The organism is Plantactinospora solaniradicis (assembly GCF_042658085.1).
Taxonomy (GTDB): Bacteria; Actinomycetota; Actinomycetes; order Mycobacteriales; family Micromonosporaceae; genus Plantactinospora; species Plantactinospora solaniradicis.
In genome coordinates, this window is sequence record NZ_JBHSPR010000010.1 from 622,272 (window position 1) to 649,082 (window position 26,811).

Annotated in this window: 24 protein-coding genes; 8 read left to right on the forward strand and 16 right to left on the reverse strand. The window is 71.0% G+C overall.

The annotated features are described in order from the left end of the window. Window positions 1-11 precede the first annotated feature (11 nt). The 8 genes from ACFP2T_RS15335 to ACFP2T_RS15370 all read right to left on the reverse strand — a co-directional run bounded on the left by ACFP2T_RS15335 (window position 12) and on the right by ACFP2T_RS15370 (window position 4,231). Entirely contained in the window at window positions 12-776 is a 765-nt protein-coding gene (locus ACFP2T_RS15335) for a hypothetical protein (protein WP_377421925.1), read from the reverse strand. Further along, on the reverse strand, window positions 773-1,036 hold the full coding sequence (locus ACFP2T_RS15340) for a hypothetical protein (RefSeq protein ID WP_377421927.1): 264 nt from the start codon (window positions 1,034-1,036) through the stop codon (window positions 773-775). The genes ACFP2T_RS15335 and ACFP2T_RS15340 overlap by 4 nt, the downstream gene beginning before the upstream one ends. Continuing rightward, the gene (locus ACFP2T_RS15345; RefSeq protein WP_377421929.1) at window positions 1,033-1,302 is read right to left on the reverse strand and encodes a hypothetical protein; all 270 of its coding nucleotides are present in this window, start codon (window positions 1,300-1,302) and stop codon (window positions 1,033-1,035) included. The genes ACFP2T_RS15340 and ACFP2T_RS15345 overlap by 4 nt, the downstream gene beginning before the upstream one ends. After that, window positions 1,299-1,547, reverse strand: coding sequence for a hypothetical protein (locus ACFP2T_RS15350; protein ID WP_377421931.1), 249 nt, complete (start codon window positions 1,545-1,547; stop codon window positions 1,299-1,301). Before ACFP2T_RS15350 ends, ACFP2T_RS15345 begins: the two co-directional genes overlap by 4 nt. Window positions 1,548-1,728: 181 nt before the next feature. After that, window positions 1,729-3,102: a DUF3631 domain-containing protein gene (locus ACFP2T_RS15355; protein ID WP_377421933.1), complete on the reverse strand. Its 1,374-nt coding sequence runs from the start codon at window positions 3,100-3,102 to the stop codon at window positions 1,729-1,731. A gap of 424 nt (window positions 3,103-3,526) precedes the next feature. Next, entirely contained in the window at window positions 3,527-3,811 is a 285-nt protein-coding gene (locus tag ACFP2T_RS15360) for a hypothetical protein (protein ID WP_377421935.1), read from the reverse strand. Then, window positions 3,808-4,035, reverse strand: coding sequence for a hypothetical protein (locus ACFP2T_RS15365; RefSeq protein ID WP_377421937.1), 228 nt, complete (start codon window positions 4,033-4,035; stop codon window positions 3,808-3,810). The genes ACFP2T_RS15360 and ACFP2T_RS15365 overlap by 4 nt, the downstream gene beginning before the upstream one ends. Window position 4,036: 1 nt before the next feature. Then, complete coding sequence (locus tag ACFP2T_RS15370; RefSeq protein ID WP_377421939.1) at window positions 4,037-4,231, reverse strand: helix-turn-helix transcriptional regulator; 195 nt, start codon at window positions 4,229-4,231, stop codon at window positions 4,037-4,039. 90 nt (window positions 4,232-4,321) lie between these two features. On the opposite strand from ACFP2T_RS15370, the gene ACFP2T_RS15375 reads away from it, so the two are divergent. Both ACFP2T_RS15375 and ACFP2T_RS15380 read left to right on the forward strand, forming a co-directional pair. After that, window positions 4,322-4,777: a helix-turn-helix domain-containing protein gene (locus ACFP2T_RS15375; RefSeq protein WP_377421941.1), complete on the forward strand. Its 456-nt coding sequence runs from the start codon at window positions 4,322-4,324 to the stop codon at window positions 4,775-4,777. After that, window positions 4,764-5,918 (forward strand): tyrosine-type recombinase/integrase, encoded by a 1,155-nt coding sequence (locus ACFP2T_RS15380; protein ID WP_377421943.1) that lies wholly within the window; start codon window positions 4,764-4,766, stop codon window positions 5,916-5,918. Before ACFP2T_RS15375 ends, ACFP2T_RS15380 begins: the two co-directional genes overlap by 14 nt. Window positions 5,919-5,961: 43 nt before the next feature. Here the strand turns inward: ACFP2T_RS15380 and ACFP2T_RS15385 are convergent, their stop codons facing one another. After that, on the reverse strand, window positions 5,962-6,165 hold the full coding sequence (locus tag ACFP2T_RS15385; RefSeq protein WP_377421945.1) for a hypothetical protein: 204 nt from the start codon (window positions 6,163-6,165) through the stop codon (window positions 5,962-5,964). Window positions 6,166-6,201: 36 nt separating this feature from the next. After that, on the reverse strand, window positions 6,202-8,682 hold the full coding sequence (locus ACFP2T_RS15390) for a glycoside hydrolase family 2 protein (RefSeq protein WP_377422855.1): 2,481 nt from the start codon (window positions 8,680-8,682) through the stop codon (window positions 6,202-6,204). A 456-nt stretch (window positions 8,683-9,138) separates the two neighbouring features. On the opposite strand from ACFP2T_RS15390, the gene ACFP2T_RS15395 reads away from it, so the two are divergent. Both ACFP2T_RS15395 and ACFP2T_RS15400 read left to right on the forward strand, forming a co-directional pair. Next, entirely contained in the window at window positions 9,139-10,158 is a 1,020-nt protein-coding gene (locus ACFP2T_RS15395) for a LacI family DNA-binding transcriptional regulator (protein ID WP_377421947.1), read from the forward strand. A gap of 84 nt (window positions 10,159-10,242) precedes the next feature. Beyond that, window positions 10,243-11,511, forward strand: a complete 1,269-nt coding sequence (locus tag ACFP2T_RS15400; RefSeq protein WP_377421949.1) for a serine hydroxymethyltransferase — start codon at window positions 10,243-10,245, stop codon at window positions 11,509-11,511. Between the two features lie 33 nt (window positions 11,512-11,544). On the opposite strand, the gene ACFP2T_RS15405 is transcribed toward ACFP2T_RS15400, so the two are convergent. Then, entirely contained in the window at window positions 11,545-14,193 is a 2,649-nt protein-coding gene (locus ACFP2T_RS15405) for a putative bifunctional diguanylate cyclase/phosphodiesterase (protein WP_377421951.1), read from the reverse strand. 254 nt (window positions 14,194-14,447) lie between these two features. Here ACFP2T_RS15405 and ACFP2T_RS15410 point away from each other — a divergent pair, with 254 nt between their 5' ends. Then, entirely contained in the window at window positions 14,448-14,882 is a 435-nt protein-coding gene (locus ACFP2T_RS15410) for a PH domain-containing protein (RefSeq protein ID WP_377421953.1), read from the forward strand. On the opposite strand, the gene ACFP2T_RS15415 is transcribed toward ACFP2T_RS15410, so the two are convergent. Together ACFP2T_RS15415 and ACFP2T_RS15420 are read right to left on the reverse strand one after the other, a co-directional pair. Continuing rightward, entirely contained in the window at window positions 14,876-15,802 is a 927-nt protein-coding gene (locus tag ACFP2T_RS15415) for a 2-hydroxyacid dehydrogenase (RefSeq protein WP_377421955.1), read from the reverse strand. The genes ACFP2T_RS15410 and ACFP2T_RS15415 overlap by 7 nt on opposite strands. Before the next feature lie 61 nt (window positions 15,803-15,863). Further along, complete coding sequence (locus tag ACFP2T_RS15420) at window positions 15,864-17,540, reverse strand: hypothetical protein (protein WP_377421957.1); 1,677 nt, start codon at window positions 17,538-17,540, stop codon at window positions 15,864-15,866. 222 nt (window positions 17,541-17,762) lie between these two features. Between ACFP2T_RS15420 and ACFP2T_RS15425 the strand changes: the two genes are divergently transcribed. Then, the gene (locus tag ACFP2T_RS15425) at window positions 17,763-18,944 is read left to right on the forward strand and encodes a PQQ-dependent sugar dehydrogenase (RefSeq protein ID WP_377421959.1); all 1,182 of its coding nucleotides are present in this window, start codon (window positions 17,763-17,765) and stop codon (window positions 18,942-18,944) included. An 81-nt stretch (window positions 18,945-19,025) separates the two neighbouring features. Then, window positions 19,026-20,639 carry a metallophosphoesterase family protein gene (locus ACFP2T_RS15430; protein WP_377421961.1) on the forward strand — a complete coding sequence of 538 codons (1,614 nt, stop codon included), beginning with the start codon at window positions 19,026-19,028 and terminating at the stop codon, window positions 20,637-20,639. A 61-nt stretch (window positions 20,640-20,700) separates the two neighbouring features. Here the strand turns inward: ACFP2T_RS15430 and gatB are convergent, their stop codons facing one another. The 3 genes from gatB to ACFP2T_RS15445 form a co-directional block, all read right to left on the reverse strand. Next, a complete protein-coding gene (gene gatB / locus ACFP2T_RS15435; RefSeq protein ID WP_377421963.1) occupies window positions 20,701-22,203 on the reverse strand; it encodes an Asp-tRNA(Asn)/Glu-tRNA(Gln) amidotransferase subunit GatB in 1,503 nt (500 codons plus the stop codon). A 116-nt stretch (window positions 22,204-22,319) separates the two neighbouring features. After that, entirely contained in the window at window positions 22,320-24,365 is a 2,046-nt protein-coding gene (locus tag ACFP2T_RS15440) for an arabinofuranosyltransferase (RefSeq protein ID WP_377421965.1), read from the reverse strand. A gap of 171 nt (window positions 24,366-24,536) precedes the next feature. Then, entirely contained in the window at window positions 24,537-25,238 is a 702-nt protein-coding gene (locus ACFP2T_RS15445; RefSeq protein WP_377421966.1) for a TetR/AcrR family transcriptional regulator, read from the reverse strand. A gap of 99 nt (window positions 25,239-25,337) precedes the next feature. On the opposite strand from ACFP2T_RS15445, the gene ACFP2T_RS15450 reads away from it, so the two are divergent. Further along, the gene (locus tag ACFP2T_RS15450) at window positions 25,338-26,765 is read left to right on the forward strand and encodes a DHA2 family efflux MFS transporter permease subunit (protein ID WP_377421968.1); all 1,428 of its coding nucleotides are present in this window, start codon (window positions 25,338-25,340) and stop codon (window positions 26,763-26,765) included. Window positions 26,766-26,811: the final 46 nt, after the last annotated feature.

A 26,811-nucleotide genomic window follows, 5' to 3' on the forward strand; every position in this document is an offset into this window, starting at 1 on the left:
ACCTGGTGTTGCTACGCCACTGCGCGTAGCCCGCCGCGTTGCTCGCGTTCGCGCTTGGCCGCTCGCTCCGTCCGTTCCTTGTCGATGCGCTGGCATCGCTGCCGGAACGTGTCCGGGGTGGCCAGGTCGAGCCGGTGGCCGGCGGCGATCGGTGTGTTGGCCGCGGGCCGGTTGCCGAGCGCGTCGAGCTGGTCGGCGTCGAGGTCGGCGAGGATCAGCGGATGCTTGTACGTGGGTAGGTCGACGAGTCCGGTTGCGAGTACGACGGTCTGCCAGCACTGGGCGGCGAGTTGTGCCCTGTGTGCGTGTTCCCGGGCGGTGCCCCAGAGCGTCATCTCGGTGGGCCGTAGCTGTTCGATGGTCGTGTCGGCCAGGTCGAACCGGTCGCCGATCTTCTCGCGGGCGTCGGTGAGCGCCGTGTCTGCGGCGGCGACGACGGGAGTGAGCGCGTTGAGGATGTCGGCCGCGTAGGTGTGGAGGATCGCGGCGCGGCGTTCTTCGATCGCGTCGGCGATGAGGACGCTGAGTCCGGTGAGTTGCCGTCGGGCGAGTTCGGCGAGCACGGCGGGGTCGGTGGCCGGGTCGGTGCCGTCGGTCAGGGCGTCGAGGATCGCGGCACCGAGAGCACGCGGGTTGGCGTGCAGCGTGACGTGGTCGCTGGCGGCGCTGAGTTCGTCGAGGGCGGCGGTCATCTCGGCGGGTAGGTCGAGTCCGAGGTTACGGAAGTGTTGGCGGAGCAGAGACAGGGCGGAGCGGGCGGTCAGCGTGGCGCTCATCGGGTTGGTGCTCCTTCGGTGGGGATCGGGATCTGGATCGGGGTCCGCGGGTCGAGCGGTACCGGGGCGGTCATGCAGGAGCCGTACGTGACGACGAGGGCGGCGGCGACGATTCGTACCGTCTCGACGGGGCCGAACAGTCGGGCGTAGCGCTCGATGACGTCGAGTACGGCGTCTTCGTCTCCGGCGCGGCCGCACAGGGCGCGGATCAGGTTGACGGCGTCGGCCCGGCGGGCGTCGTCGATCACGGCGGCGGTCACGGCATCTGTCCGGAGAAGGTGAAGAGGTCGTTGACCCATTCGCGGTACTCCCGGTTGCCACCGCCGCTTTCGACGACGCTGCCCTCGCGGGGTACGACGAGGGCGCGTTTCCGGTCGGGTTCCTGGGCGGGTTCGCGGGGATCGGCCAGACCGAGCAGGGCCCGGGTTTCGGCGTCGTCCCGGTCGGCGCCGGCGAACAGGGCCCGGGTGAAGTCGCGTACCGGGTCGGTCTCGGGTTCGGTGGTCGTCTCGGGTTCGGTGGTCATGAGGTTGTCTCCTCGGGTTGGTCCGCGAACAGCACGCGGAGTCGTTCGTGCGCTTGCAGGTCGAGCAGCGACGCCCGGTACGCGTCTTGGCCGTCGGGTCCGGCGATCCGTTCGCCGAGGATCAGCGCCAAGCCGACGAGTCCGCCGATGACGTCGACGGGGCGGACGGCGGCGATCCGGGGCAGCAGCGGGTGGCCGTCGAGCGAGCCGATCACGAGGTCGATGGCGCGCGTCAGATCGGGCATCGGAGGGGTGTCCACACTGTGGAGGGCATCGGTACTGCCGACACCCCTTCCGCGTCCGTGTCCCCGGGATCCGCGTGGTCTGGTCACTGGGTACCTCCTGGCTTCGGTCGTGGGAACTGCGGGCGGGGTCGCGTTGTCGGTGGCCGTGGCGGCGGTCTGCTGTCCGGCGGCCCGGTGCGGCTCACGGGCCGCACCCGGGGTGGGTGTCGCCAGCCGCCGGATCGACCGGGAAGCCACACACAGGGCACACACCCGCGACAGGGGCGACAGACGTGACTTCGCAGGTCAGGGGCGTCGCGGCTGTCGCGGTGTCGCGGCTTGTCGCGCTGTCCGATTCATCCCCGCGACGGGACTGAGCAGCCAAGTCGCTCGTGTCGCGGCTGTCGCGGGGTAGGTACCTGTTCCATGCATCGTGGAGATCATCTCGGCGGTAGCCCTTCCGATTCGCCCCACCCGGTTCCCGGACGTCCGCCGGCTTCACCCGGTAGTCCCGGAGCAACTTTGCAAGATCATTCGACGTGATCAGCCGGCCGAAGTAGTTCGCCCAGGGCCCGTCTTCGATCTTGTGCAACCGGTCCAGCACCGTCGTGGTGTAGAGGTTCTGCGCATCGCCGAAGACGTCCCGGAGATCGGCCAGCAGCCGGCGGGCAAGGGTCGCTTCCGCCCCGTCGGCGTCAGCTTCGCCGACCATCGATTCGCACGCGGCCCGGATCCGTCGCGGCCAGTCCCCGCCGGCCAGATCCGCGATCGCCACGAGCGGTTCCCAGGTGTCCGCGGCCCGGTCTTCTACCGGCATCTCCGGCACGGCTTCGGCGAGCTCGGCCAGGTGCTCCCGGACCCACGCTCCGACCCGGTTCCCGATGTCCCGTAGCCCAGGTTCGTCCCGGCGGCGACGGTACGGGGCGACCTTCTCGTGGGCGGCGCGGCGCCGCATCCGGGCGATCACCGACCGGTCCATGATCGTGTCCGGCATGTCGCCGATCCCCGCGAGCACAGCCATGGAGAACGTCGGGCAGCTCTCCAACGCGCGTGCCGCTGCATCCCACCGGATGTACGGACGGGAGCGCTGGTGCCCTGCGTTCAGGATCCCGCGCAGGTCTTCGTTGTTGTCGGCGGCTTTCTTCCCGAACACCGTGTCTGCTTCGTCGAGCAGCAGGGTCGGCGGCTTGTCGCCGAGCGACCGGACCAGCGCGGCCGGCGAGATGTTGACGGTGATCAACGGCCGGTGGCAAGTCGCTTCGATGATGTCGAGCAGCCGGCTCTTCCCGCACCGTTTCTCCGGCGACAGGATCATCAGCCGGGTCGCGTGCTCCCACGCCGATACGCCGTACGTCGCGGCGATGTAGCACGTGACGGCGTCGGTCGTCTGGTCGGTCGGCAGGATCACGTAACGGACCAGCGCGGCCCGCAACTCGTCGAGCAGAGCGGCACCAACCGTTCCGCCTTCGGAGGTGGAACGGTCCGCGACAGCTTCCGCCTTCGGAGGCGGAAGCTGTCCGCCCCGGCCGTACGCGTCGTGGAGCGGGTCGCCGGGCGGGTAGGGGTTGAAGGTCACGCGACACCCCCGGCCGGCCGCGTGCGCCAGTACAACTCGGCCCGGTTGAGTACCTGACCATCAGCCAGAGCAGCCGCATCGGCGTCTCGGCGGCGGCGGTAGTCAGCTTGCCGGCACCCGGCCGAGCAATGGGTCCGCCGAGACCGAAGCCGGACCCACATCGGTCGGGCGCAGCCCCGGCAAGGCCTCGAGTTGTACGCGTCGCGGTAGGAGCGAAGGAAGTCGGTGCCGCACGGGTCGGGGTGGACGATGGCCGTGTACCAGCCGGACATCCCGTGGTGCGGACCGGTGCCACCTTCCTGCTGGCCGTAGAGCGCGGGCGCGCCGTCCGGGATCGAGAGCTTGCAGACGTCGCAGTCGAGTGACCAGACGGTCGGGCGCCCACCCCTACGGGATTTCCGCAGGGGTTGCGTAACAACCCCGCTCACGCGGCACGCTCCAGTCGTCGGGCGAGCCGGCCAGTCTCGAAGTCGACCGGGCCACCGGGATACCGGCCACGCCACGTCGCCGCAGGGTTTCGCTCGGCGCACTGCTCCATCTGAAGCAGTCGACGCTGAACCCGCTGTTCGTACGTCTGGCGCGGGTCGGCGTGGACGGTCCAGCTGTGCCGCATCTCGGCAACGTCTTCGTCGAACCCGTGCCGACCGGACCAGAACACGAGCGCCAGCAACTCCGTCATCTCGTCTGCGGTGAAGGTCTTCACGGTCACCTTCGGCTCCTCGCGGCGTGCCGGGCGGCGAGCCCGTGGTTACGCCGTACGGCGAACTCGGTCCGGGTCCGCTGCCGGTCGGTCGTACGCCGCTGCCAGTCGGTGTGCTGGCGTTCCAGCCGGTCCCGCCAGTCGGTGTCCGGCGGTACGCTGGTCGTGGCTTCGTCGGCCGTCTCGGCGCCGGGTTCGTTCGCTGCGGACCCGGCGTTGCTCTGTCCGGCCATCTCAGGCAGCCGCCGCGTACTGGTCGTCGAGCCACTTCTCTACGTCGGTCCAGCGGTACCGAACCTCACGGTTGGCGAGCTTGATCCAACGCGGGCCGGCGCCACGGTAGCGCCACTGCTCCAGCGTCCGGGGCGGCTTCTGGATGTACTCGGCGACTTCGGTGGTGGTGGCAAGGGATGGTCGTCTGACGCTCACGAATGTGCTCCTAACGCGCAACCGTGTGAGACGAGATGACCATAGTGTGAAGTCTTGTGCTGTGCAACCATGGCGCGGTACTGTGCTTTCATGTCACAGACACGGCGCCCACACCGGGCGATCGCCGAGCGGGTGAAGACACTCCGGCAGGGTCGGGGTTGGTCCGCCCGGGAGCTTGCTGACGAGATGGTGAAGGTGGGTATCCCGTGGGATCGCTCGATCGTGGCCAACCTGGAGACCGGTCGACGGGCGTCGGTCAGCGTTGAAGAGTTCCTGGCGCTGGCGTACGTGCTCGACGTCGCTCCGGTCAACGTGCTCGTACCGACCGAGTCGGACGTGACCGAGTTCGAGCCGGTACAGGGACAGGTCGTTGACCCGATGACCGCTCGGGAGTGGATCCGGGGTCGGCAGCCGATCGGCGATCAGAACATGGATACGTACTTCAGCAAGATCGCCGGAAGCGACTTCGTGTCGATCTACGGGGCACTGAAGAAGGCGCAGGAAGCGCGAGCACGGGCCGCCGGGGGCGACGATGGCAACGGTTAAGAAGGATCCGACCAGGACGAAGACGCCGTACGTGTGCCGGTGGCGCGACACCGCCGGAGTGCAGCGGAAGAAGGGCTTTGCCCGCAAGGTCGACGCCGACCGGTTCCGTGCCGAGGTCGAGCACAAACTCAGCATCGGCACGTACATCGACCCCCGGGCGGGGAAGGTCACGTTCCGGGAGCGCGCCGAGTTGTGGCGTACCGCGCAACCGCACCGGCCGAACACGCAAGCGCGGGTGAAGTCGCAACTCAAGCAGCACATCTACCCGGCGATCGGCGACCGGCCGATGGTGACGATCGGACAGACGGACCTACAGGGATTCGTAACCGGTCTGCCGCTGGCCGCGAGCACGGTCCGGCCGGTGTTCGCGATCGTCCGGGCGGTGTTCGCCGACGCGTACCGCAACCGGGTGATCCCGTTCGACCCGTGCGGCCGGCGTGCGATCAAGCTGCCGGAGTTGCCGATCGAGCAGATCACGCCGCTCACCCTGGATCAGGTCGAGTCGCTGGCCGATGCCGTACCGCCGCGATACCGGGCACTGGTGGAAGGTGTCGCCGGAGCAGGGCCGCGGCAGGGCGAGTCGTTCGGGATCGAGGTGGAGCACATCGACTTCACGGAGCGGGTGGTGCAGATCCGGCAGCAGCTGCAACCGGCTACCGGTGGCGGCGTGGTCGTCTGCGCACCGAAGAACCGGCACAGCTACCGCACGGTGCCGTTGGCCGAGGTCGTGGTGGAGAAGTGGCGTGCCCACCTGGCCGAGTTCCCGGCACGGGAAGTCGAAGTGCTCGACACGACCGGGATGCGGCCAGTGCGCCGGATGGCTCGGTTCGTCTTCACTGACGCCGACGGGAACCCGCTCGACCGGAACAGCTTCAACGATCAGGTGTGGAACCCGTCGCGTGCCGCCGCTGGGTTACCGGACGTCGGGATGCACGACCTACGCCACTTCTACGCCAGTCTGCTGATCCGGGCCGGGCTCAACCCCAAGGTCGTGGCGGCCCGGCTCGGCCACAAGGATGCGGCGATGACGCTTCGGGTGTACGCGCACCTTTGGGCGGACGACGAAGATCGTTCCCGGCAAGCGATCGATGACGTTTTCCGGCGCGATGTGCCCACCATGCGCCCAACAGAGGAACGGTGATCTACGGTGATGCAGCTCAGATACCCTGCCCGCGCTCCTCCGACTAGTTCATCAGGTAGTAGTTGTTGGTTCCGGCGAACCGGAACTTCTTGCCGTCGAGCAGCAACTGGTCGCCCTTGCGGACCACGAAACCGGCGGACGGGTTTGCCTGCCCGCTCTGTTCGGGCGGGGCGGCGAAGGACGGGGCCGGCTGGGCCGCGAGCAACAGCCCGGCCAGAGCCAGCGCGAAGGTGGCACGGCGCTTCATGGTGGTGGTGATCCTTCCGGGAGCGGATGTCCGGGATCAGGGGTGCGGATCAGCTTGCGGAACCATGTCGTTGACGCAACGCAGCACCGGACGGGCGGTGAGCGCCGCCGGATCGAGACGCTGCGCGGACCGTACGGTGAAGGTGGTCGACTCCCCCGGCAGCAACGTGACCAGCGCCTCGTCGACCTCCGCCGCCGGATCGAGCCGATCCGGGGCGAGGACCAGGTCGCGCAGGACCGTCCGGGCGGTCACCCGGACCCGCACGCCGCCCGGCAGCGGCTCGACCGTGGCGTCGTACCCGGCCGGCGGGTAGGCCAGCTCGTGGTCCTCGGCGAAGAACCAGAAGGTCCGGTCGCCGGCACCACCGGGATCGGCGAGCAGCAGCTCGTGGCGCGGCTCCTCCGAGGCGCCGACGTCCGCCGGCAACGGCCAGGTCATCGACGAGTACGGCGGCACCGCCAACTCGATCGACGTCTTGGCCCTGGGCTCACCGGTCAGGGTCAGCCGGGTCAGGTCCACCCGACCGGTCCACGGGGCGCCGCCGTCGTTCACCGCGACCAGGGCCAGCCCGTCGTCTCTCGGCTGGATGGTCAGCAGCCGGTCGGCGTACGCCCGGCGCAGCGCGTACCAGAGGGGTTTGCGCCGCCCGTCGCCGTCGACCGCCGCCCAGGAGGTGACCGGCCAGCAGTCGTTGAGCTGCCAGACCACGCTGCCCATGCAGATCGGCCGGTACGAGCGCATGTGCTCGATTCCCAGGCTGGTGGCCCGGGCCTGGTTGACCTGGGTCAGGTAGTGCCAGTCGTCGAAGTCGCGCGGGGCCGGCAGGTGCGCCGCCAGCCCTCGGGCCAGTTTCAGGTCACCGCCCTCGGCCTTCTGCCGGTGTGCCATCGCGGGCGAGTCCACGACCAGCCGCTCGTCGGAGATCGCCCGCCGGATGGTCGCGTACGCGGCCGGCCCCTGGTAGCCGAACTCGGCGACGAACCGGGGCAGGTAGTCGCGGTAGTGGACGTAGTCGAGCTGGTTCCACACCGTCCAGATGTGCATGCTGCCGTACCCGGGTTCGTTTGGGTGCACGTCGTGCCGCCCCGACCACGGGCTGCCCGGCCAGTACGGCCGGGTCGGGTCGAGGTCGGCCACGATCCCGGGCAGCAGCTCGAAGTAGTAGCCGGCGCCCCAGGTGCGGCCGGCGAGCTGCTCCTGCCAGCCCCAGTCGTGCCAGCCCCAGATGTTCTCGTTGTTGCCGAACCAGAGCACCAGGCTCGGATGGCTGGCCAGCCGGGTGACCTGTTCGGTCGCCTCCGCCCGGACCTCGCCGCGGAAGGGTTCCTCCTCCGGATAAGAGGCGCAGGAGAAGAGAAAGTCCTGCCCGACCAGCAGGCCGAGTTCGTCGGCGAGGTCGTAGAAGTCCTCCGACTCGTACCGCCCGCCACCCCAGACCCGCAGGAAGTTGACGTTCGCCTCGCATGCCTGGGTGAGCCGCTGCGCGTAGCGCTCCCGGGTGACCCGGTGCGGGAAGCAGTCGTCGGGGATCCAGTTGACGCCCCGGGCGAAGACCGGCAGGTCGTTGACGACGATGGTGAAGGCCGAGCCGTACTCGTCGGGGGCGGTGTCCAGGCGTACGGAGCGGAAGCCGATCTGTCGCTGCCAGCGGTCCAGCTCCCGCTCTCCGGCGTGCAGGGTCACGTCCAGCGGGTAGCGCGGCTGCTCGCCGTACCCCCGGGGCCACCACAGCTCGGGGTCGGCGACGGTCAGGGTCAGTTCGGCGACGCGCCGGTCGGCCGGCAGGACCGTCTCGACGGCCACCCCGGCGACCGTGGCCCGGACCGTGAGCGGCTCGGCGCCGGCGTCGTCGTCGGCCCGGTCGACCTCGACCCGGACCTCCACCCGGCCCTCCCGGTCGGTCACGGTGACCAGCGGACGGATGTCGGCGAGCCGCGCGGTCCGCCAGGTCCGCAGTCCGATCTCCTGCCAGATTCCGGCGGTGACCAGCGACGGGCCCCAGTCCCAGCCGAAGTTGCAGGCCATCTTGCGAATGAAGTTGAACGGATCGGAGTACGCGCTCGGCCGGTCACCGAGCCGGTCCCGCTGCTCCTGGGCATAGCGGTGGGCCGAGTCGAACCTGATCCGCAGCACGTTGTCGCCGACCCGCAGCAGGTCGCCCACGTCGAAGTGGTATCCCCGGTGCATGTTGGCGGTACGACCGATCTCGACGTCGTTGAGTGTGATCGTCGCGACCGTGTCCAGGCCGGCACAGACCAGCTCGACCCGGTCCGCCCCGTCGTCACCGGCCCATCCGAAGGTGGTCTCGTAGCACCAGTCGGTGTGGCCGATCCAGCTCGACCGGAGTTCGTTGTCGTCCAGGTACGGGTCCGGGATCAGGTCGGCGGCGAGCAGGTCGGTGTGCACGCAGCCCGGCACCGTGGCCGGAACCCGGGCCGCCGTGAGCGCGTCCGGGATCTCCGGACCGGCCACCGCCGTCAGGAACCAACCGTCGTGCAGGCTCTGCCAGGACGTCACGGGCACCTCAGCTCACTCGAGTCGCGACCTGCCATGGCCTCACCGCACCTGCTCCAGGTGGAGGGCGCCGCCGCCGAGTTCGCGAGGCCGGACGACGGGCTCAAGACATCGAGGGATGTCGACTGAACCGGATAAGTAAAGTCACGGTACGGGCGCCTCTCCGCCCTGTCAATGGCCGCAAATTCGGTTGCGGCGACCGATAGGGTGACGAGAAAGCGCTATCCAAGCAATCCGGCCGACAGCGCTCCCAAGCTCGGATATCCGGCTTTACATCGGCGCCGTATCGACCTACCCGGGTGTTCCGGCAAGATTTCCCAATCGGTATGCTTAACCGGAAAAGTTTGCTCCGGTGGCTGGCGCGTGCCTCCCCGCTCGCCCGGGCACCCGGAGGAAGCGGGCGAAGGGCCACCGATACCGGCCCACCGGTGATCGGGTCGACCCAGATAGGAGCACCGGGTGAAGCGGCCGACAATCGCGGATGTGGCCCGCCGGGCCGGCGTTTCCAAGGGCGCCGTGTCGTATGCCCTGAACGGACAGCCCGGCGTCTCCGACGCCACCCGGCAACGCATTCTCGCCATCGCTCAGGAGATCGGCTTCAACCCCAACAGCGCCGCCCGCGCGCTCTCCGGCGCCAGCGCGAACGCGGTCGGGCTAGCCCTCTGCCGACCCGCCCGGATCCTCGGCATCGAGCCGTTCTACATGGAACTGATCAGCGGTGTCGAGGCGGAACTCTCCGCCCGGTCGTACGCGCTGACCCTCCAGGTAGTGGCGAATCCGGAGGCCGAGATCGCGGTCTACCGACGCTGGTGGGGCGAGCGGCGGGTGGACGGCGTCTTCGTCTGCGACCTCCGGCTCGACGACCGCCGGGTGCCGGTGCTGGAGGAACTGCACCTGCCGGCCGTGGTGATCGGCGGACCGGGGCACAGCGGCGGGCTGGCCCACGTCTGGTCCGACGACGCGGCGGCGCTGACCGAGGCGGTCGAATACCTGGTCGCGCTGGGACACCGACGGATCGCCCGGGTCGGCGGCCTGCCGGGCCTGTTGCACACCGAGATCCGCACCGAGGCGTTCGGCACCGTCTGCCGGCAACTCGGACTGGAACGTACGGTCACGGTGTCGTCCGACTACAGCGGCGAGGAGGGCGCCCGGGCAACCCGTCGGTTGCTCAGCTCCGCCGACCGGCCGACCGCGATCGTCTACGACAACGACGTGATGGCGATCGCCGGGCTCTCCGTGGCCCAGGAGATGGGCCTCGGTGTGCCGAACGACGTCTCCATCGTCGCCTGGGACGACTCGCCGCTGTGCCAACTCGTACATCCGTCGCTGACCGCGCTCAGCCGGGACATCCCGGCGTACGGGGCACACGCCGCCGGTCGGCTGCTCGCCGCCATCGCCGGCAAGCCGCTGGGCGACTACCAGGACGACACCGCCCACCTCATCCCGCGTGGCAGCACCGCCCCGCCCCGGCACCCCTGACCGATCCACCGGGCGGCGCCGGCCGGTCCGGCGGCAACCGATAGCATCGGCCGCAGGCGTGGACCAGCCAGGAGGACGACGATCGTGCATGTACCACCGATTCCCAGCCTGACCGCCGCCGACCCGGAGTTGGGGGCGTTGATCGAGGCCGAGGCGGGCCGGCAGCACGACAAGCTGCGGATGATCGCCTCCGAGAACTACGTCTCGACCGCGGTGCTCGAGGCCAGTGGCACGGTGTTGACCAACAAGTACTCGGAGGGCTACCCCGGCCGCCGCTACTACGAGGGTCAGCAGTACATCGACCCGATCGAGACGCTCGCGGTTACCCGGGCCCGGGAACTCTTCGGCGTCGCGCACGCCAACGTGCAGCCGTACTCGGGGTCGCCGGCCAACCTGGCCGTCTACCTGGCGTTCCTCTCCCCCGGCGACACCGTGCTGGGAATGGCGCTGCCGATGGGCGGGCACCTCACCCACGGCTGGTCGGTGTCGGCGACCGGCAAGTGGTTCAACCCGGTCCGCTACGGCGTCTCGCCGGAGACGGGCCGGATCGACCTCGACGAGGTACGCGACCTGGCCCGCCGGGAACGCCCCAAGGTGATCTTCTGCGGAGGCACGGCCGTACCCCGGACCATCGACTTCGCCGGCTTCGCCGAGATCGCCCGCGAGGTCGGTGCGGTGCTGGTGGCCGACATCGCGCACATCGCCGGTCTGGTCGCGGGCGGCGCCCACCCCTCGCCGGTGGGGCACGCCGACGTGATCACCACCACGACGCACAAGACCCTGCGCGGCCCGCGCGGCGCCATGATCATGACCACCGCGGAGCACGCCAGCGCCATCGACAAGGCGGTCTTCCCCGGCCTACAGGGCGGCCCGCACAACCACACCACCGCCGGCATCGCGGTGGCACTGCGCGAGGCGGGCACGGCCGACTTCCGGCGGTACGCCCAGCAGATCGTGACCAACGCCAAGGCCCTGGCCTCGGCCCTGATCGAGCGGGGCTTCACCCTCTCCTCGGGCGGCACCGACAACCACCTGATCCTCGCCGACCTGACCGGCAAGGGCATCGCCGGCAAGCCGGCGGCGCAGGCGCTGGACCGGGCCGGCATCGAACTGAACTACAACACCGTGCCGTACGACCCGCGCAAGCCGTTCGACCCGTCGGGAATCCGGCTCGGCACCGCCGCGCTGGCCACCCGTGGCCTGACCGAGGAGCAGATGCCCCAGGTCGCGGCCTGGATGGACGAGGCGATCACGGCAGCGATCAAGGACGACGAGCCGACCCTCGACCGGATCGCGGCCGAGGTCCGGGACCTGCTCGCCGCGTACCCGATGCCGGGCTTCTCCGCCGGCTGAGTCACCGGGTTCCGTTGTTCCCCCGCCCGTCGCTCACCGTGACGGGCTTGGGAACTCCTCCAGGTACGCCTCCACCCGCTCCGCCGGGCCGGGCCGGGACAGCGCGTACCCCTGGCCGAGCCGGCAGCCGGCCGACCGGGCCTGCTCGACGTGAACCGGGGACTCCAGCCCCTCGGCGATGATCTCCAGGCCGAACCGTTTGCCCAGCCCGACCACCACGTCGATGAACGGCTTGCTCTCGCCGTTGCGGCTGCCGCCCTCGGTCACCAACGTCCGATCCACCTTGAGGAAGTCGACCGGCAGCCGGCGGAGCTGGGCCAGGGACGCCTGCCCGCTGCCGAAGTCGTCCAGCGCGGTACGCACACCCATCGCCCGCAGCGCGGCGAGCTGGGTGATCACCGCCGGTACGTCGACCCCGCCCCGTGGCTCGCCGATCTCCAACACCAGCCGTTCCGGGGCCACCTTGTGCTCGGCCAGCGCCATCCCCACCAGAGTGATGAAGTCGGGCGCGGCCAGCTCCTTCGGCGAGATGTTGACCGACATCCACAGTTGCCGGGGGCGTTGCGACCATGCCGAGACCTGCCGACAGGCGGCGTCCAGCACCCAGCGGCCCAGCTCCTCGAGCAGCGACAGGTCCTCGGCCACCGGCAGCAGTTCGTTCGGCAGCACCGTGCCCAACGCCGGACTCCGCCAGCGCAGCAGCGCCTCGGTGCCCACCGGCTGCGCGGTGGCGAGGTCGAGGACCGGTTGGTAGACGAGGTCCAGCTCACCCCGCTGTGCCGCGCCGGGCAGTTCTCGCTCCAGATCGAGCCGGCGGGTGAACTGCTCCTCCAACTCGTCGTCGTACCATTCGACCCGGTTGCGGCCGAGCTGCCGGGCCCGGAGCCGGGCCAGGTCCGCGCGCCGCAGCACGTCGTCGACGTTGTCCCCGCCGGACAGGTCGGCCAGCCCGATGCTGGCGCCGCCCAACTGCACCAGCACGTCGACCACCTCGTACGGCTCGGTCAACGCCGTCAGCAGCCGGGTCCCCATCGCGTACGCGAGCACCGGGCGGTCCACCGTGACCACCGCGAACTCGTCGCCGCCCAGCCGGGCCACCACGTCGTCGGTGCCGGCCCCGGTCCGGAGCCGCCGCCCGGCCTCGGCCAGTACGGCGTCACCCATCTGTCGTCCGTGCACGTCGTTGACGTCCGACATCCCGTGCAGGTCGATCACGAGCAGCGCACCCGTGTGGCCCGGTACCGCCCGATGGGTGACGATGGTGCGCATCAGCTCCCGCCGGTTGGCCAACCCGGTCAACTGGTCGCGGAAGGCGAGTTCGTGCAGGGTCCGTTCCAGCCGCTGCCGTTCGCTGACGTCCCGGACGTGCACCACCAGCGCGGCCACCTCGGGCACGTTCCGCTGGTCGCTGATCGTCGACTCGGTGTCCCGCCAGGCACCGTGCCCGTCCCGCAGCCGGGCGGTGACCAGTTGCGGACGGCCGGTCGGCTCACGCCCGGCGAGCACGTCGGTGAGGACCTGGGTGACGTCCGCCGCGTCTTCGGGATGCATCAGCTCGGGAAAGGCCCGGCCCAGGACGTCGGCGTTGGAGAGCCCGAACAGCCGCGCCGCCGTCGGCGACTGCCAACTGATCAACAGGTCCTCGCCGACGACCAGGGTCAGGTCGTTGGCCCCGGACACCAGGGAGCGGAAGTGCGCCTCCTGGTTGGCCAGCCGCCTGGCGAACCGCCGGATGTCGAGCATGACGAGCACCTCGCGGACCACCAGGGTCGGAATGATCGCCAACCCCAGCAGGATCGAGGTGTGGTCGAAGGAGCCGACGGTGACCAGGTGGTACAGCGCGGAGAGCGTCGCGAGGATCGCGGGAATCGTGAGCAGCGGGTAGGCGCTGAGGTTCGCCTGCGGCTCGCTCATCGTCGTCGGCTGGGCCACCGGGTTGGCTCGGCGGGCGCCGGCGGCGATCAACGCCGGGCCCGCGACCAGCGCGACGGCGACCACCGGCAACGCGGTGGCCGGTGCGCCGTAGTCGACGAGCACGGCCAGCAGCGAGTGCCCGAAGACCGCCAGCCCGGCACCGGTTCCGCAGAGCGCGGCGGACCGCCGGTGCTCGTACGCGCGCAGGGTGGTGATCGTGATGATCGGCAGGCCGCCGGTGGCGAGCAGGGCGGCGGCCAGGCCGAGCGGCGGCAGCCCGCCTTCCGGCGGGATCACCCAGGCCGAGAAGGCAAGGCTGATCCCCAGGCTCAGGCCGTCGAAGCCGCGCCGCAGCCGCACTCCCACCGTGCTCGCGGCGCCCGGCAGCAGCATCATGCCCAGCAGGTAGAGGGCGAGGGCCAGGCACAGGCCGCCGAGAGCCACCATCGGGCGGGCGTCGGAGGGGGCGAGCCAGATGGCGAGCGAACCGAGGCAGCTCGCGATCAGCCCGAACCCGAGGAAACCGGCACCCCGGCACGGCCCGAAGCCGGTGTTGGTGCGGTGCAGCCGCAGGGCGAGGCGTCCCAACCGGGTGGCGGCCACCGCGGCGGTCGCGCCCACGGCAAGGGCGACAGCGGCGTACGGAGACAGCGCTCCGAAGTGGCCGAGGGCCAGGACACCCACGGCGAGCAGCGGAACGCCGCTCTCACTGACCCGGGTGGCGAGCCGGCGATGGGCTCGACCATCCGCAGAGTGCGCCACGAACATGGCGGATGCCTTCGCAGAGGGGGCACGGGGCGTAATGCGGGACTGGTCCGGATGAAGGGCCAAACCATTCCTATCAACCCCCAACGATCGGAAGGGGGCGCGGTTACGTACTGGTAGGGGATCTCCCACTCGTGCGTTCAGGAGAATCTTCCCTCACCCAGGCAAGTCTCCCGCACCCCGAGCCGGCCGGGCCGGACCGCGGGTCCGCCGGAGGCCCCTGCGGGCCTGCCGGGCCGAAGTGCGAAAATCGCAGGGTGAGCAAGACCAGCACGCTCCGCTTCCGGCACAACCAGGCGATCTCGGTGGCCGCCGTCATCGCGTTCCTGGGCGCCCTCCCCCTCGCGACCGCCCGCTGGTACCTCGCCCCGCTGCTGCTCGTCCCGGTGGCGATCGGGGTGTGGGGCCTGCGGGCCGGCACCGACGCCGACACCGGCGGCGTGCGGATCCGGGCGCTCCTGGGAGAGCGCCGCATCCCCTGGTCCGACATCCTGGAGCTGGCCGCCAACCCGCGTGGCCAGGCGATGGTCCGGCTCCGCGACGGCCGGACCACACCACTGCCCGCGGTCCGTTCCGTCGACCTGCCGGCGCTGATCACCGCGAGCGGTCAGTCGCTCGACGACTCCCACCCGAGCCGGACCGCCGAGGCGCACGGCGGGAGTCCGGACCGCACCGACCCGGCCGGTCAGTAGCCGTCGCGTACCTCGTTGATCAGCGGCTCACCGGCGGCAAACCGGCGCAGTTGCTGGCCGGCGAGGCGGTAGGCGCGGGGCAGCAGCCCCCGTACCGAGCCGGCGACGTGCGGGGTGAGCAGGACGTTGGGCAGCTCCCAGAGGGGGTGGCCGGCCGGCAGCGGCTCCGGCTCGGTGACGTCCAGCGCCGCGGAGATCCGTCCGGTGGACAGCTCCGCGACCAGGGCCTCGGTGTCGGCCACCGGTCCCCGGGCGGCGTTGACCAGCAGGGCCCCGTCCGACATCGCGGCGAGGAACCGGGCGTCGACCAGACCCCGGGTCTGCTCGGTGAGCGGCACCAGCAGCACCACCACGTCGGCCGCCGGCAGCAGCTCCGGCAGGTCGGCGACGCCGTACACCTGCTCGGCGGGGCGGGCCGTCCGGGCGACCATGGTCAGCTCGACCTCGAACGGCGCCAGCCGGGCCCGGGTGGCCGCCCCGATCGAACCCGCGCCGACGATCAGCACCCGCTTGCCGGCCAACTCGTCGGTGGGGGCAACCCTGGCGTACGCCCACTCCTGGCGGGCCTGGGCCCGGGCGAAGGTCGGAAACGAGCGCAGGTGGGCCAGGGTCGCCGTGACCACCCATTCGGCGGTCGACGAGTCGTGCACGCCACGCGCGTCGCAGAGGGTGACTCGGTCGGGCAGCCGTCCGGCCCAGGTGTCGGCGCCGGCGGAGAGCAGTTGCACCACCCGCAGGTCCGGCAGTTTCGCCGCGACCGGCACCGCCGCCGCCTGAGCGAGGAACGGCGGCACCCAGAAGCGCACTCCGGCCGGGTCCGAGGGCAGTTGGTCCGGCGCCTGCGCGACCTCCACGGTGACGCCTTCGGGAATGTCGCCGAGCAACTCGCGACCCTCGGGGTGCGGAATCCATGCCTTCACGGTCGCCGACGATAGCCGTCAGCTCCGCCGGCCGCCGCGTTGGGCCCTGGACGCGGCCCTGTCAGCGCAGCGGCAGGTCGACCGGGGCGGAAGTCTGGTAGACCTCGTACCCGGCGACGCTGGACTCGGTGACCCCCACCCCGGTGCCGGCAAGGTGGGACCGGACCGCCGCGTTCAGCGCGGTGCCGGCCGGAAGGACGAAGGCCGGCCGGGACGCCTCGGCGACGAGTGCCGGGTACGCCGGATAGCGGTCCCAACCCGCGTGCAGGTCGTCCCGGATCACCCCGCAGACGATCCGTTCCCGGGTCAGGAAGATGATGTTGTTGCAGGTCCAGTACTCGGCGTAGAACCGCCGTACGCCGAGCCGGTCCAACCCGTCGACCAGGTCCCGGCGCTGGGCGGACTCCCGGGCCAGGGCCGGGCTCGCGCCGATCAGCGACATGCTGGCCAGGGTCATGGTGGCCGCGAGCACCGTCAACGGCACCGCCCCGACCAGTCGGAACCCGCGGCCATTGCCAGGCCGAACCGCCACCGGGCCCCGCGCGGGTGTCCCGGGGCAGCCCGACGCCGGCGGCCAATTCGGCACCGGGCGCCGGGTCGCCATCGACCACAGCGGCCAGAGCAGCGCCGGAGTCGAGATCAGCAGGCAGGAGAGGTAGCGGGCACTCTCCACCGGGGTCAGCGCGGCGGCGCTGCTGCTGACGTACGCGAACAGGGTCACCCCGGCGCCGGCCAGCAGCGTCAGCCGGCCCGCCTGCCGGACCCGCTCCGGGCGGCCGGTGGCCCGGAACAGCGCGCACGAGGCGAGCAGCACGGCGGCGACCAGCAGCACCGGATAGGCGAGGCCCCACCACAGTTGCCAGGACGCGCACCGCTCCGGCGGGCAGAGCCCGGTGCCCATCGGCACTCCGAAGAGGACGCCGCCGGAGAACCGGTCGTACCAGGAGGTCACCACCTCGCCGTTCAGGACGTCGTAGATGGCCAGCGACCGGTTCTCGGGTGCGGTGGTCAGGTTGTGCCACCCGATCGGGATCAGTCCGACCAGCAGCCCGGTCCCGAGCGCGAGGCCCTGGCGGCCGGGCAGGTCCCGCCATCCGACGCCGAGCAGCAGCACACCCGCCGCGACCACGTACGGCAGGATCAGCCAGTCGTCCCAGAGGGTGAGTCCGGCGACCAGCCCGAAGCCGGCGTACGCCAGCGCGCGTCGGCGTACGACGCCGAGCCCGAGGTTCACCGCCAGCAGGACCAGCAGCGCACCGGCCGGGTTCATCTCCGGATAACCGCCACCCGCAATGAGCTGGTTCTTCAGGATCCGGTCGGAACCGAGCGCGAGCAGGCCGACGGTGGCCGCCGCCAGCCACGGGGTGTAGAGCCGGCGGGTGAGCTGCCACATCAGTGCCAGGAAGGCGGCGTAGAGCAGCAGGTTGGGCAGCCGCAGTGCCAGGATCGACGAGTCGAGGGCCGCGAACAGCGGCGCGGCGAGGTAGGACTCCAGCGCGCCCATGTAGTACTGGCCGTAGAAGAACAGCGGAAATTCGCGTCCCTGCACCACGTGCCGGGCCACCAGGCCGCTGACCGCCTCGTCGCTGTTGGTGGGCGGCACCTCGGCGAGCAGCAGAACCAGCCGGTAGCCGATACCGAGCGCGGCGAGCCCGACGGCCACCCGCCCGGCGGTGAGTCGCCGCCGGGCGGGTCCGATCAATGGCGCGGCCAGCTCCGCCGAGGTCGCGAGCACCATGCCGCGCAGTCTCGCACGACCGGACCGGCCAACCCGGGAACCTGTCCAACGGGCCACGGCTCACACCGCTGACGGGTCGTCCGGTGCTGGCGACCCGACCGGCACCGGCCAGGCGGTACGACCGCGCTGACCCGGCGGACCGGGTGGAGACGGATCGGGAAGACCGGTGCAATGATCGAGCGGACCAACGACAGATGCGCGGACCCGACTACCCTGGGCCGGGTGAGCGTCCGCCCGTACCCCAGAATCAGCCGTCGGCGCGCGGCCGTCGCGCTCTGTGCGGCAGCCGTGATGGTGATCAGTGGTTGTTCGTTCGGCGAACCGGAGCCGGACCCGGCCGGCGAGCCGCCGACCTTCCCCACCCCGTCGGTGTCGCCGACCGGAAGCGGTGCCGAACAGCAGGTCGCGGCGACCGTGCTGGCCAAGCAGCTCCGGGTGCCATGGGGGATCGCGTTCCTGCCCGACGGCGGGGCGCTGGTGACCGAGCGGGACACCGCCAAGATCCTGAAGGTCGGGCCGGAGTCCGACCCGGACGGGCTCAAGGTCAGCACGGTGCAGACCATCGACGAGGTCGACGCCGCTGGCGAGGGCGGTCTGCTGGGCATCGCCGTGTCGCCGGCCTACCAGCGCGACAAGACGATCTTCATCTACTACTCCACGAGCGAGGACAACCGGATCGCCAAGCTCACCCTCGGGGCCAGGCCGACGCCGATCGTCACCGGAATCCCGCTCTCCGGCATCCACAACGGCGGCCGGCTCGGCTTCGGCCCGGACGGCTACCTCTACGCCACCACCGGAGACGCCTCCGAGCGCGGGCTGGCCCAGCAGCTCGGAAGCCTCGGCGGCAAGATCCTCCGGATGACCCCCGCCGGCAAGCCCGCGCCGGGCAACCCGTTCCCGAACTCCCTGGTCTGGTCGCTGGGGCACCGCAACGTCCAGGGCATCGCCTGGGACGCCAACAAGCGGCTCTACGCGACGGAGTTCGGACAGAACAGCTGGGACGAGGTCAACCTGATCCAGCCGGGCAAGAACTACGGCTGGCCCGACGTCGAGGGTGAGAGCGAGGACGGCGCGGGGAACGACAAGTTCACCGAACCCCTCGTCGTCTGGACCACCGCCGAGGCGTCCTGTTCCGGTGCGGCCTTCATCGACCGGGTGTTCGTGGCGGCCTGCCTGCGCGCCGAACGGCTCTGGCTGGTGGAACTCACCGCCGCCGGCACCGTCCTCGGTCAGCCCCGGCCGTTGCTGACCGGCGAGTTCGGCCGGCTCCGGGCCGTGGTGGCGGCGCCGGACGGCTCGCTGTGGATCTCCACCTCCAACCACGACGGCAAGCGCGAGCCGGCCCCCGAGGATGACCGGATCATCCGGCTGGTCTTCTCCGGCGGGGTCGCCGGAAAGAGCTGACCCGACCGCCCGGATGGCCGAAATGGGGTGTGACCTGCGGCAGGTTTTGATGATGTCCCGCTGGGCAGGTCATGATTGAGCATGGACAGGCGGAGGAACGACATCCGGACCGCCGGGGGCGAGTCGCCCCCGGCGGTTCGGCGTGTGCTGGCGGCACTCGATGCCGGCGTACGGGTCGCCCGCGCCGTCCTCACCTCGGTCGGGGTTCGGCGGACCGGCGTGGCGCTGGCGATCATGGCCGTCACCGTCACCGGAATCGTGATCGGCGTACTGCTCGGCGGTCGGATGCAGACCGACATCGGGCCGTTCCGCGCCGAGATGGCGATCACTCCGTCCGTGAGCGGGGGCACCACGGTCACCATTCCGCCGCTCGGAGCGCTGCAACTGGACAGCCACGCCGGGCCCGCGCACCTGTCGGTCCGGCTCGGGTCGCTGGACCAGCGGCGTACCGAGGCGTTGATCGACGACCCGGCCAGCATCAGTCGGGCCAGCCAGTCCGCCGTCACCGACGTGACCAACGGGGTGATCCGGGTCGGCGTACGGACCGTCGCGGTCTCCGTACTGGCCACGCTGATCCTGTCGGCGCTGGTGTTCCGGCGGGCCCGCCGGGTCGCCTGGGCCGGCACGCTCGCTCTGGCGATCACCGGCGGCAGCCTGGGGATCGCGGCGCTCAGCTTCCGGCCGGACTCGATCGAGGAGCCCCGGTACGAGGGACTCCTCGTCAACGCCCCGGCCATCGTCGGCGACGCCCGGCGGATCGCCGACGACTACGGCCGGTACGCCGAACAGCTCCAGCGGATGGTCGGCAACGTCAGCCAGCTTTACACCACCGTCTCCACCCTCCCGGTATTCGACCAGGAACAGGGCACGGTACGGATACTGCACGTCTCCGACCTGCACCTGAACCCGACGGTCTGGCCGGTGGTCCGGACGCTGGTCGAGCAGTTCAAGATCGACATGGTGATCGACACCGGCGACATCACCGACTGGGGCAGCGAGCCGGAGGCGTCCTTCGTCGGCTCCATCGGACTGCTGAAGGTGCCGTACGTCTTCATCCGCGGCAACCACGACTCGGCGGCCACCGCCGCCGCCGTCGACCGGCAGCCCAACGCGGTCGTGCTCGACAACCAGGTCATCACGGTGGCCGGGCTGACCATCGCGGGCATCGGGGACCCCCGCTTCACCCCGGACAAGGAGACCTCACCGAGCGGGTCCGGCAGCTCGCCGCAGACCGTGAGCCAGGTCACCGGGGCCGGCGAGAAGCTGGCCAGCACGATCCGGGCGGCGGGGCGGCCGGTCGACATCGCGCTGGTGCACGACCCGGCCTCGGCCGGGGCACTCTCCGGCCTCGTACCGCTGGTGCTGGCCGGGCACACCCACAACCGTGAGGTACGCGAGCTGCCGCAGGTGCCGGGCGCCATGGCCACCCAGCTACAGGTGCAGGGCTCGACCGGCGGGGCCGGGCTGCGCGGGCTGGAGGGTGACAAGCCGACGCCGCTGGCGATGTCGGTGCTCTACTTCGACCAGCAACGGGCCCTACAGGCGTACGACGACATCCAGCTCGGCGGGACCGGCGAGGCGCAGGTCAACCTGGAACGGCACGTGGTGGAGAAACCGGAGCCGCCGACCCCGGCGACCCCCACCCCGGCGACTCCCACCCCGCCGTCGACGCCCACCCCCACGCCCACGGGCTGAGGTGTTAGGAAGGGCCCCTGCTTATGCAGAAAACGATAAGCGGGGGCCCTTCCTTACACCTTCAGCTCTCGACGCCGAGCCGGGACAGGATCAGCGAGCGGACGGTCTTGGCGTCCGCCCCCCGGGTGCTCTTCATGACCGCGCCGACCAGGGCCCCGGCCGCGGCCACCTTGCCGTCCCGGACCTTGGCGGCGATGTCCGGGTTGGCCTCGATCGCCGCGTCGACGGCGGTGGTCAGCGCGCCGGTGTCGGAGACGACCTCCAGGCCCCGGGCAGCCATGATCTCGCGCGGCGAGCCCTCACCGGCCACCACACCCTCGAGCACGGTACGGGCCAGCTTGTCGTTGAGCTTGCCCTCGTCGACCAGGAGTTGCAGCTCCGCGACCTGGGCCGGGCTGGCGCCGACCGCCGCCAACTCGACGCCGGCCTCGTTGGCCCGCCGGGACAGCTCGCCCAGCCACCACTTCCGGGCGCCGGCCGGAGTCGCCCCGGCGGCCACGGTCTGCTCGATCAGCTCGACCGCACCGGCGTTCAGCACCGACTGCATGTCGTGGTCCGACAGGCCCCAGTCCTGCTGCAACCGCCGACGGTGCACCCGGGGCAGTTCCGGCAGCGCGGCCTTGAGCTCGGCGACCCAGGCCGCGTCCGGCGCCAGCGGCACCAGGTCGGGCTCCGGGAAGTAGCGGTAGTCGGTGGCGGTCTCCTTAGACCGGCCCGAGGTGGTGTCGCCGGTGTCCTCGTGGAAGTGCCGGGTCTCCTGGACGATCCGGCCCCCGCCGTCCAGTACGGCGGCCTGGCGCAGCATCTCCGAGCGGACCGCCCGCTCGACCGAGCGCAGCGAGTTGACGTTCTTGGTCTCGGTCCGGGTGCCCCACTCGGCCGACCCGGCGGGCGACAGCGACGTGTTCACGTCGCAGCGCAGCGAGCCCTCCTCCATCCGGACGTCGGAGACGCCGAGCGTGCGGAGCACGTCCCGCAGCTCGGTCACGTACGCCCGGGCGACGATCGGTGCCTTCGCCCCGGTACCCGGGATGGGCTTGGTGACGATCTCGACCAGCGGGATGCCGGCCCGGTTGTAGTCGACCAGCGACTCCGTCGCGCCCTGGATCCGACCGGTGGCCCCGCCGACGTGCAGGCTCTTCCCGGTGTCCTCCTCCAGGTGCACCCGCTCGATCCCGATCCGGACGATCTCCCCGTCGACCTCGACGTCGAGGAAACCGTCCACGCAGAGCGGCTCGTCGTACTGGCTGATCTGGAAGTTCTTCGGCATGTCCGGGTAGAAGTAGTTCTTCCGGGCGAACCGGCTCCAGGACGCGATCGAGCAGTTCAGCGCCAGGCCGATCCTGATCGTCGCCTCGATCGCCGCCTTGTTGGCCACCGGCAGCGAACCGGGCAGACCGAGACAGACCGGGCAGACACGGGTGTTGGGCTCGCCGCCGAAGTCGGTCGGGCAGCCACAGAACATCTTGGTGTTCGTGCCCAGCTCGACATGGGTCTCCAGGCCGATCACCGGGGCGTAGCGCTCGACGACATCGTCGTACGAGGGCAGGACGGTCGTGCTCATCAAGACTCCAGCTCTCGGGCGGCAACCGCCCCCGGCAAACATCCGGACAGAACCCTGCAAGCCTAATGGCTCACCCGACCCGGCCTCGCCCGGGTTTAGCGGGTCGCCGTGACGCGCTATCTGCGCACCGCCACCAGGTACCCGTCGATCCTCGTGATCTCGAAGTGTTCCGGCCCGACGAGCCGGAGGGGTATCCGGATGGTGCGGGCCTTCGTGCCGAACGGGAAGGCGTCGTCGGCCGTCTGGAAGACCAGCACGTCCTTGTCGACGCGCAGCACCAGGACGTCGATCCGGTCGTACGGGTTGGCGGCGGTCCGCTCGGCGAACTCGTCCGGGGTCGCCGACCGGGCCACCTTGTCCAGGAAGTCCAGCCGGCGGTGGTACTGGGCCGTCGGATGGGAGTAGTTCGCGTTCCACTGCACGAAGCCGTAGTACGGGTAGAAGGCGAACAGGTGGGTCCGGTCCGACAGGACGACCGGGTGCCCGGAGCCCTGGTACCGGGCGGAGATGAACGCGTTCACCGGCTCCGCCGTCGGCGGGACCGGTTTCGCCTCCTCGTCGTGGAAGCCGGGCAGCCGTCCGCTCGGGAACGGCTCGTTGTGCGCCGCCCTGATCCGCTCGTCGTCCATCACGGTGGTGACGAACCGGTCACCGGCGAAGACCGCGAGCAGCACCCCGCCGCCGGCCACGATCCGCCAGACGTAGCCGGCGGGCTCGTGCACGGCGGACAGCCGGCCGATCGCGTACCTCGTCCCCCGGACCAGCGCGAGCGCCGCCCCGGCCAGCAGCACCACCGGAACCAGCGCCTTCATCCGGAACGACATCAGCGGCATGTCGGCGGCGGCGAAGAGCCAACCCAGGGCGTGCCAGACGTACAGCGAGACGAAGACGATCAGCAGTGACCGGGACAACGCCTCCCGGACGGTCACCAGCAGGAAGCCGAGACCGACGAGGTAGAGGACGCCGAGGACCGAGGGCGAGAGCATCGGCAACGCGAGATCACCGGAGTTCAGCGTGATCCACCGGTTGTTCAGCGATTCGAAGTGGGATGCGGTCAGGAAGTTCCAGGCCAGCGGGCCCCAGTAGGGCGAGGCCCCGAGCGCCGCGATGGCGAGTACGCCCAGACCGCGACCGGTCCGAGCCCGACTGAACTCACCGCGCCGCCACTCCACCAGCAGGTACAGGGCGAACACGAGAATGAAGAGGAAGAAATAGTAGTAGTACACACAGAACAGCACCGAGCCGATGAGGCCGAGCAGCACCGGGTGGCGGGGCCGGAGCCCGGGTCGGACCAGCCCGTGGACCGCCTCCAGCCACCAGGGGACGATCGCGACCAGCACGATCCAGCCGTACGACTCGTACAGCTCGGGCGAGACGAGCGGTACGGCCGAGATCAGCGCCGCGACCCGCAGCGGCACCAGGCGGCGCCACAGTAGATAGGAGACGATCGGCGCCAGGAAGCCGACGGCGATCAGGCCGTACTTGAGCATCTTCCAGGGGGCGACGCCGGCCAGGTCGGCGGCCCGCCCGAGGAGCCAGAAGAAGCCGGGCGCGTAGTAGGCCGGCAGACCCTCGTACGTGTAGTCGGCGAGATGCCACGAGTCGGCGAACCGGGTGACGATGGCGGTGCGGAAGGACTGGTCGCCGCGCAGGCCGAAGGCGTCGAACGGGGTTCCGTGCAGGGCCGTCATCAGCGTCAGCGCGGCGAGGCCGCCGAAGAGTGCGGGCAGCAGGTCGGCGTCCCAGGACTGACCGCGACGCCGGGCCCACCAGACCGCGAACACGGCCAGGGCGGCCACGACCAGCGCCGCGGTGTGCAGGCCGTACTCGGTGCGCCCGGAGCGGGGGCTGGCTCCGGCCCGCACGGCCAGGGCGTGGATCGCCAGCACCACCAGCCCGACGGCGGCCGCGAACAACAGCGGACGTACCGCCAGCAGGCTCCGCCGGACGAAGCCACCGGCGGGGTCGACATCCGTGGGCCGGTCCTGGCCGGCGGTCGGGCTCGGGTCGTCGGCGCCCGCGACGGCTCCGGCGCCCGCGACGGCTCCGGTTCCGGCGCCGGCTCCGGTCGGATCGGGTTCGTCGCCGGTCGGCTCCGGCGTAGCCGGCACCCGTTCCGGTCCACGGCTCCGCCGATCCTGCTGCTCCACGACGTGTTCCATCTGACCCCGCTCGTCAACGCACCGGAAAGACCGGGAGCAGGGTAGCTGAGTCGGCAGTCGGGAACCGGCCCGCCGTTCTACTGAGGATTCCCGGTCGAACGGCCCGTCCCCCGCTGGCCGACCGGCCGGTCGCGGGGGCCGGGCACCGACCCGGCGGAGGCGAACCGGCGGTCAGGCCCCGGTGGTGGCCGGGGAGTTGGTCGGCCGCACGGCCCGGACACCCGCCACGATGAGGTGTACGGCCAGGGCGTGGTCGCGCCGCCCGCTGGCGCAGTGCACCAGGGTCTCGGCGGCGGCGACGACGTGCGGGTAACGCCGTGGCGAGAGGGCCGCCAGCGCCGCCCGCTTGGCCCGGAACTGCTCGTCGCGGGCCTCGGGATCGGGATTCTCCGTGGTCCCCGGTTCGGGGGTGACGATGGCGATCAGGGAGCCGATCACCTGACTACCGATCTCGGCGGCCTGGTCTGCGGAGAAACCGGCTTCGGCCAGGAGCGCGAGGGCCCGTTCCGCCACGGTCAGGCCGGGTTCCGAGGCGAAGATCCGGTGGAGGGTGAGCCCGGCGGCGTTGGGGTGCGGCGACAGGGCGGCGAGGATCGCGGCGAGGAGGTCCTGCATCTGCTCGTGCCAGGGCGCGTCACTGGGCTCGGGCAGGACGACGGCGGCGAAGAGCCGTTCGGCGACCGCGTCGAGGAGTTCGTCCTTGTCCCGGAAGTGCCGGTAGAGGGCCATCGGGGTGACGTCGTGGTGCTGGGCGAGCCGCCGGACCGTCACCGTGGACAACCCCTCGGCGTCCGCGATGGCCAGGGCGCTCTCCGCGATCTTGTCCGGATCGAGCCGCCGCTGCCGGCCGGTGTCCTTGCTCGTACTTGCCACATCGCCAAGTCTACACCGTAGACTTTTCGTCTACGGTGTAGACATACTGCGTAGACCTACGCCGTACACATCCGACCGCTTCCGCAGACGAGGTAGGTAATGCGACGCAGTCCCTGGGCCACACTCGCGGTGTTGGCACTCGCGCAGTTCATCGTGGTGCTCGACGTGACGATCGTGAACGTCGCGCTTCCGCACATCCAGACGGACCTGGGCTTCACCCCCGAGAACCTGCAATGGGTCATCAGCGCGTACACGCTGCTCTTCGGTGGTTTCCTGCTCCTCGGCGGCCGGGCCGCCGACCTGCTCGGCCCGCGCCGGGTCTTCATCGCCGGGCTCGTCCTGTTCGGGGCCGCCTCGCTGGTCGCCGGGCTGGCCGACTCCCCCGGCTTTCTGATCGGGGCGCGGGCCGTCCAGGGCCTGGGCGGCGCGATGCTGTCCCCGGCCGCGCTGGCCATCCTCACTGTCACGTTCCCGCACGGACGCGAACGGAACATCGCGATGGGCGTCTGGGGCGGCCTCGCCGGACTCGGCGGCACCCTCGGCGTCGTCGCCGGCGGCCTGCTCGTCGACTCGCTGAGCTGGCAGTGGGTGTTCTTCGTCAACGTGCCGATCGTGATCGGGCTCGTCGCCGTCATCCCCGGCTACGTCCGGGACATCCGGCACGGCCTGGACGGCGCGCGAACCTTCGACGCGGCCGGAGCGCTGCTCGGCACGGCCGGGCTGCTCTCGGTCGTCTTCGGGGTGGTCCGGGCCGAACCGAGCGGCTGGGGATCGCTGGAGGTGCTCACCTTCCTCGTCGGCGGTGTCGCCCTGCTCGTCGCCTTCGTCGCCGTCGAAGCCCGCTCCGCCGCCCCGCTGGTCCCGCTACGGCTGTTCCGGTCCCGGGCGCTGGGCGTGTCGAGCGCCGCCCTGGCCCTCAACGGCGCCGCGTTCCTGTCGATGTTCTTCCTGACCGCGATCTACCTGCAACAGGTACGCGGCGACTCGGCCCTGGACGCCGGCCTGCACTTCCTGCCGATGGGCGCCTCGGCCATCCTCGGTGCCGTCCTCGCCAGCCAGTTGGTGCACCGGCTCGGCACCCGTACGGTGCAGCTCGCCGGTGCGACCGTCGGCCTCGTCGGCCTGCTGCTGCTCGGCCAGGCCGGAGCCGGCGGCAGCTACGCCACCGAACTGCTGCCCGGACTGCTGCTCTTCGGTTTCGGCATCGTCAGTCTCAGCGTGCCGGCCCAGATCGTCGCCGTGGCCGACGTCGCCAACCACGAGGCGGGCGCCGCGTCGGGCGTGGTGAACGCCTTCTTCCAGGTCGGTGGCGCGCTGGGCCTGGGCATCGTGACCACGCTCTCCACCACCCGCGTCGGCGACGCGCTCGCCGAGGGAGCCGGCCAGCAGCAGGCCCTGGTGGAGGGCTTCCACCGGGGTCTCCTGGTCGCGGCGGCGTTCGCGGTCGCCAACGTGCTCCTCACCCTGGCCAGCCCGCAACTGCGACCCGACGCCGAGCAGGTCGCCGAGGTGGCGGCCGTCGCCTGAACCGCACCGGCCGGCCCGGCCGACGACGCCCGGGCCGGTCGGAAGT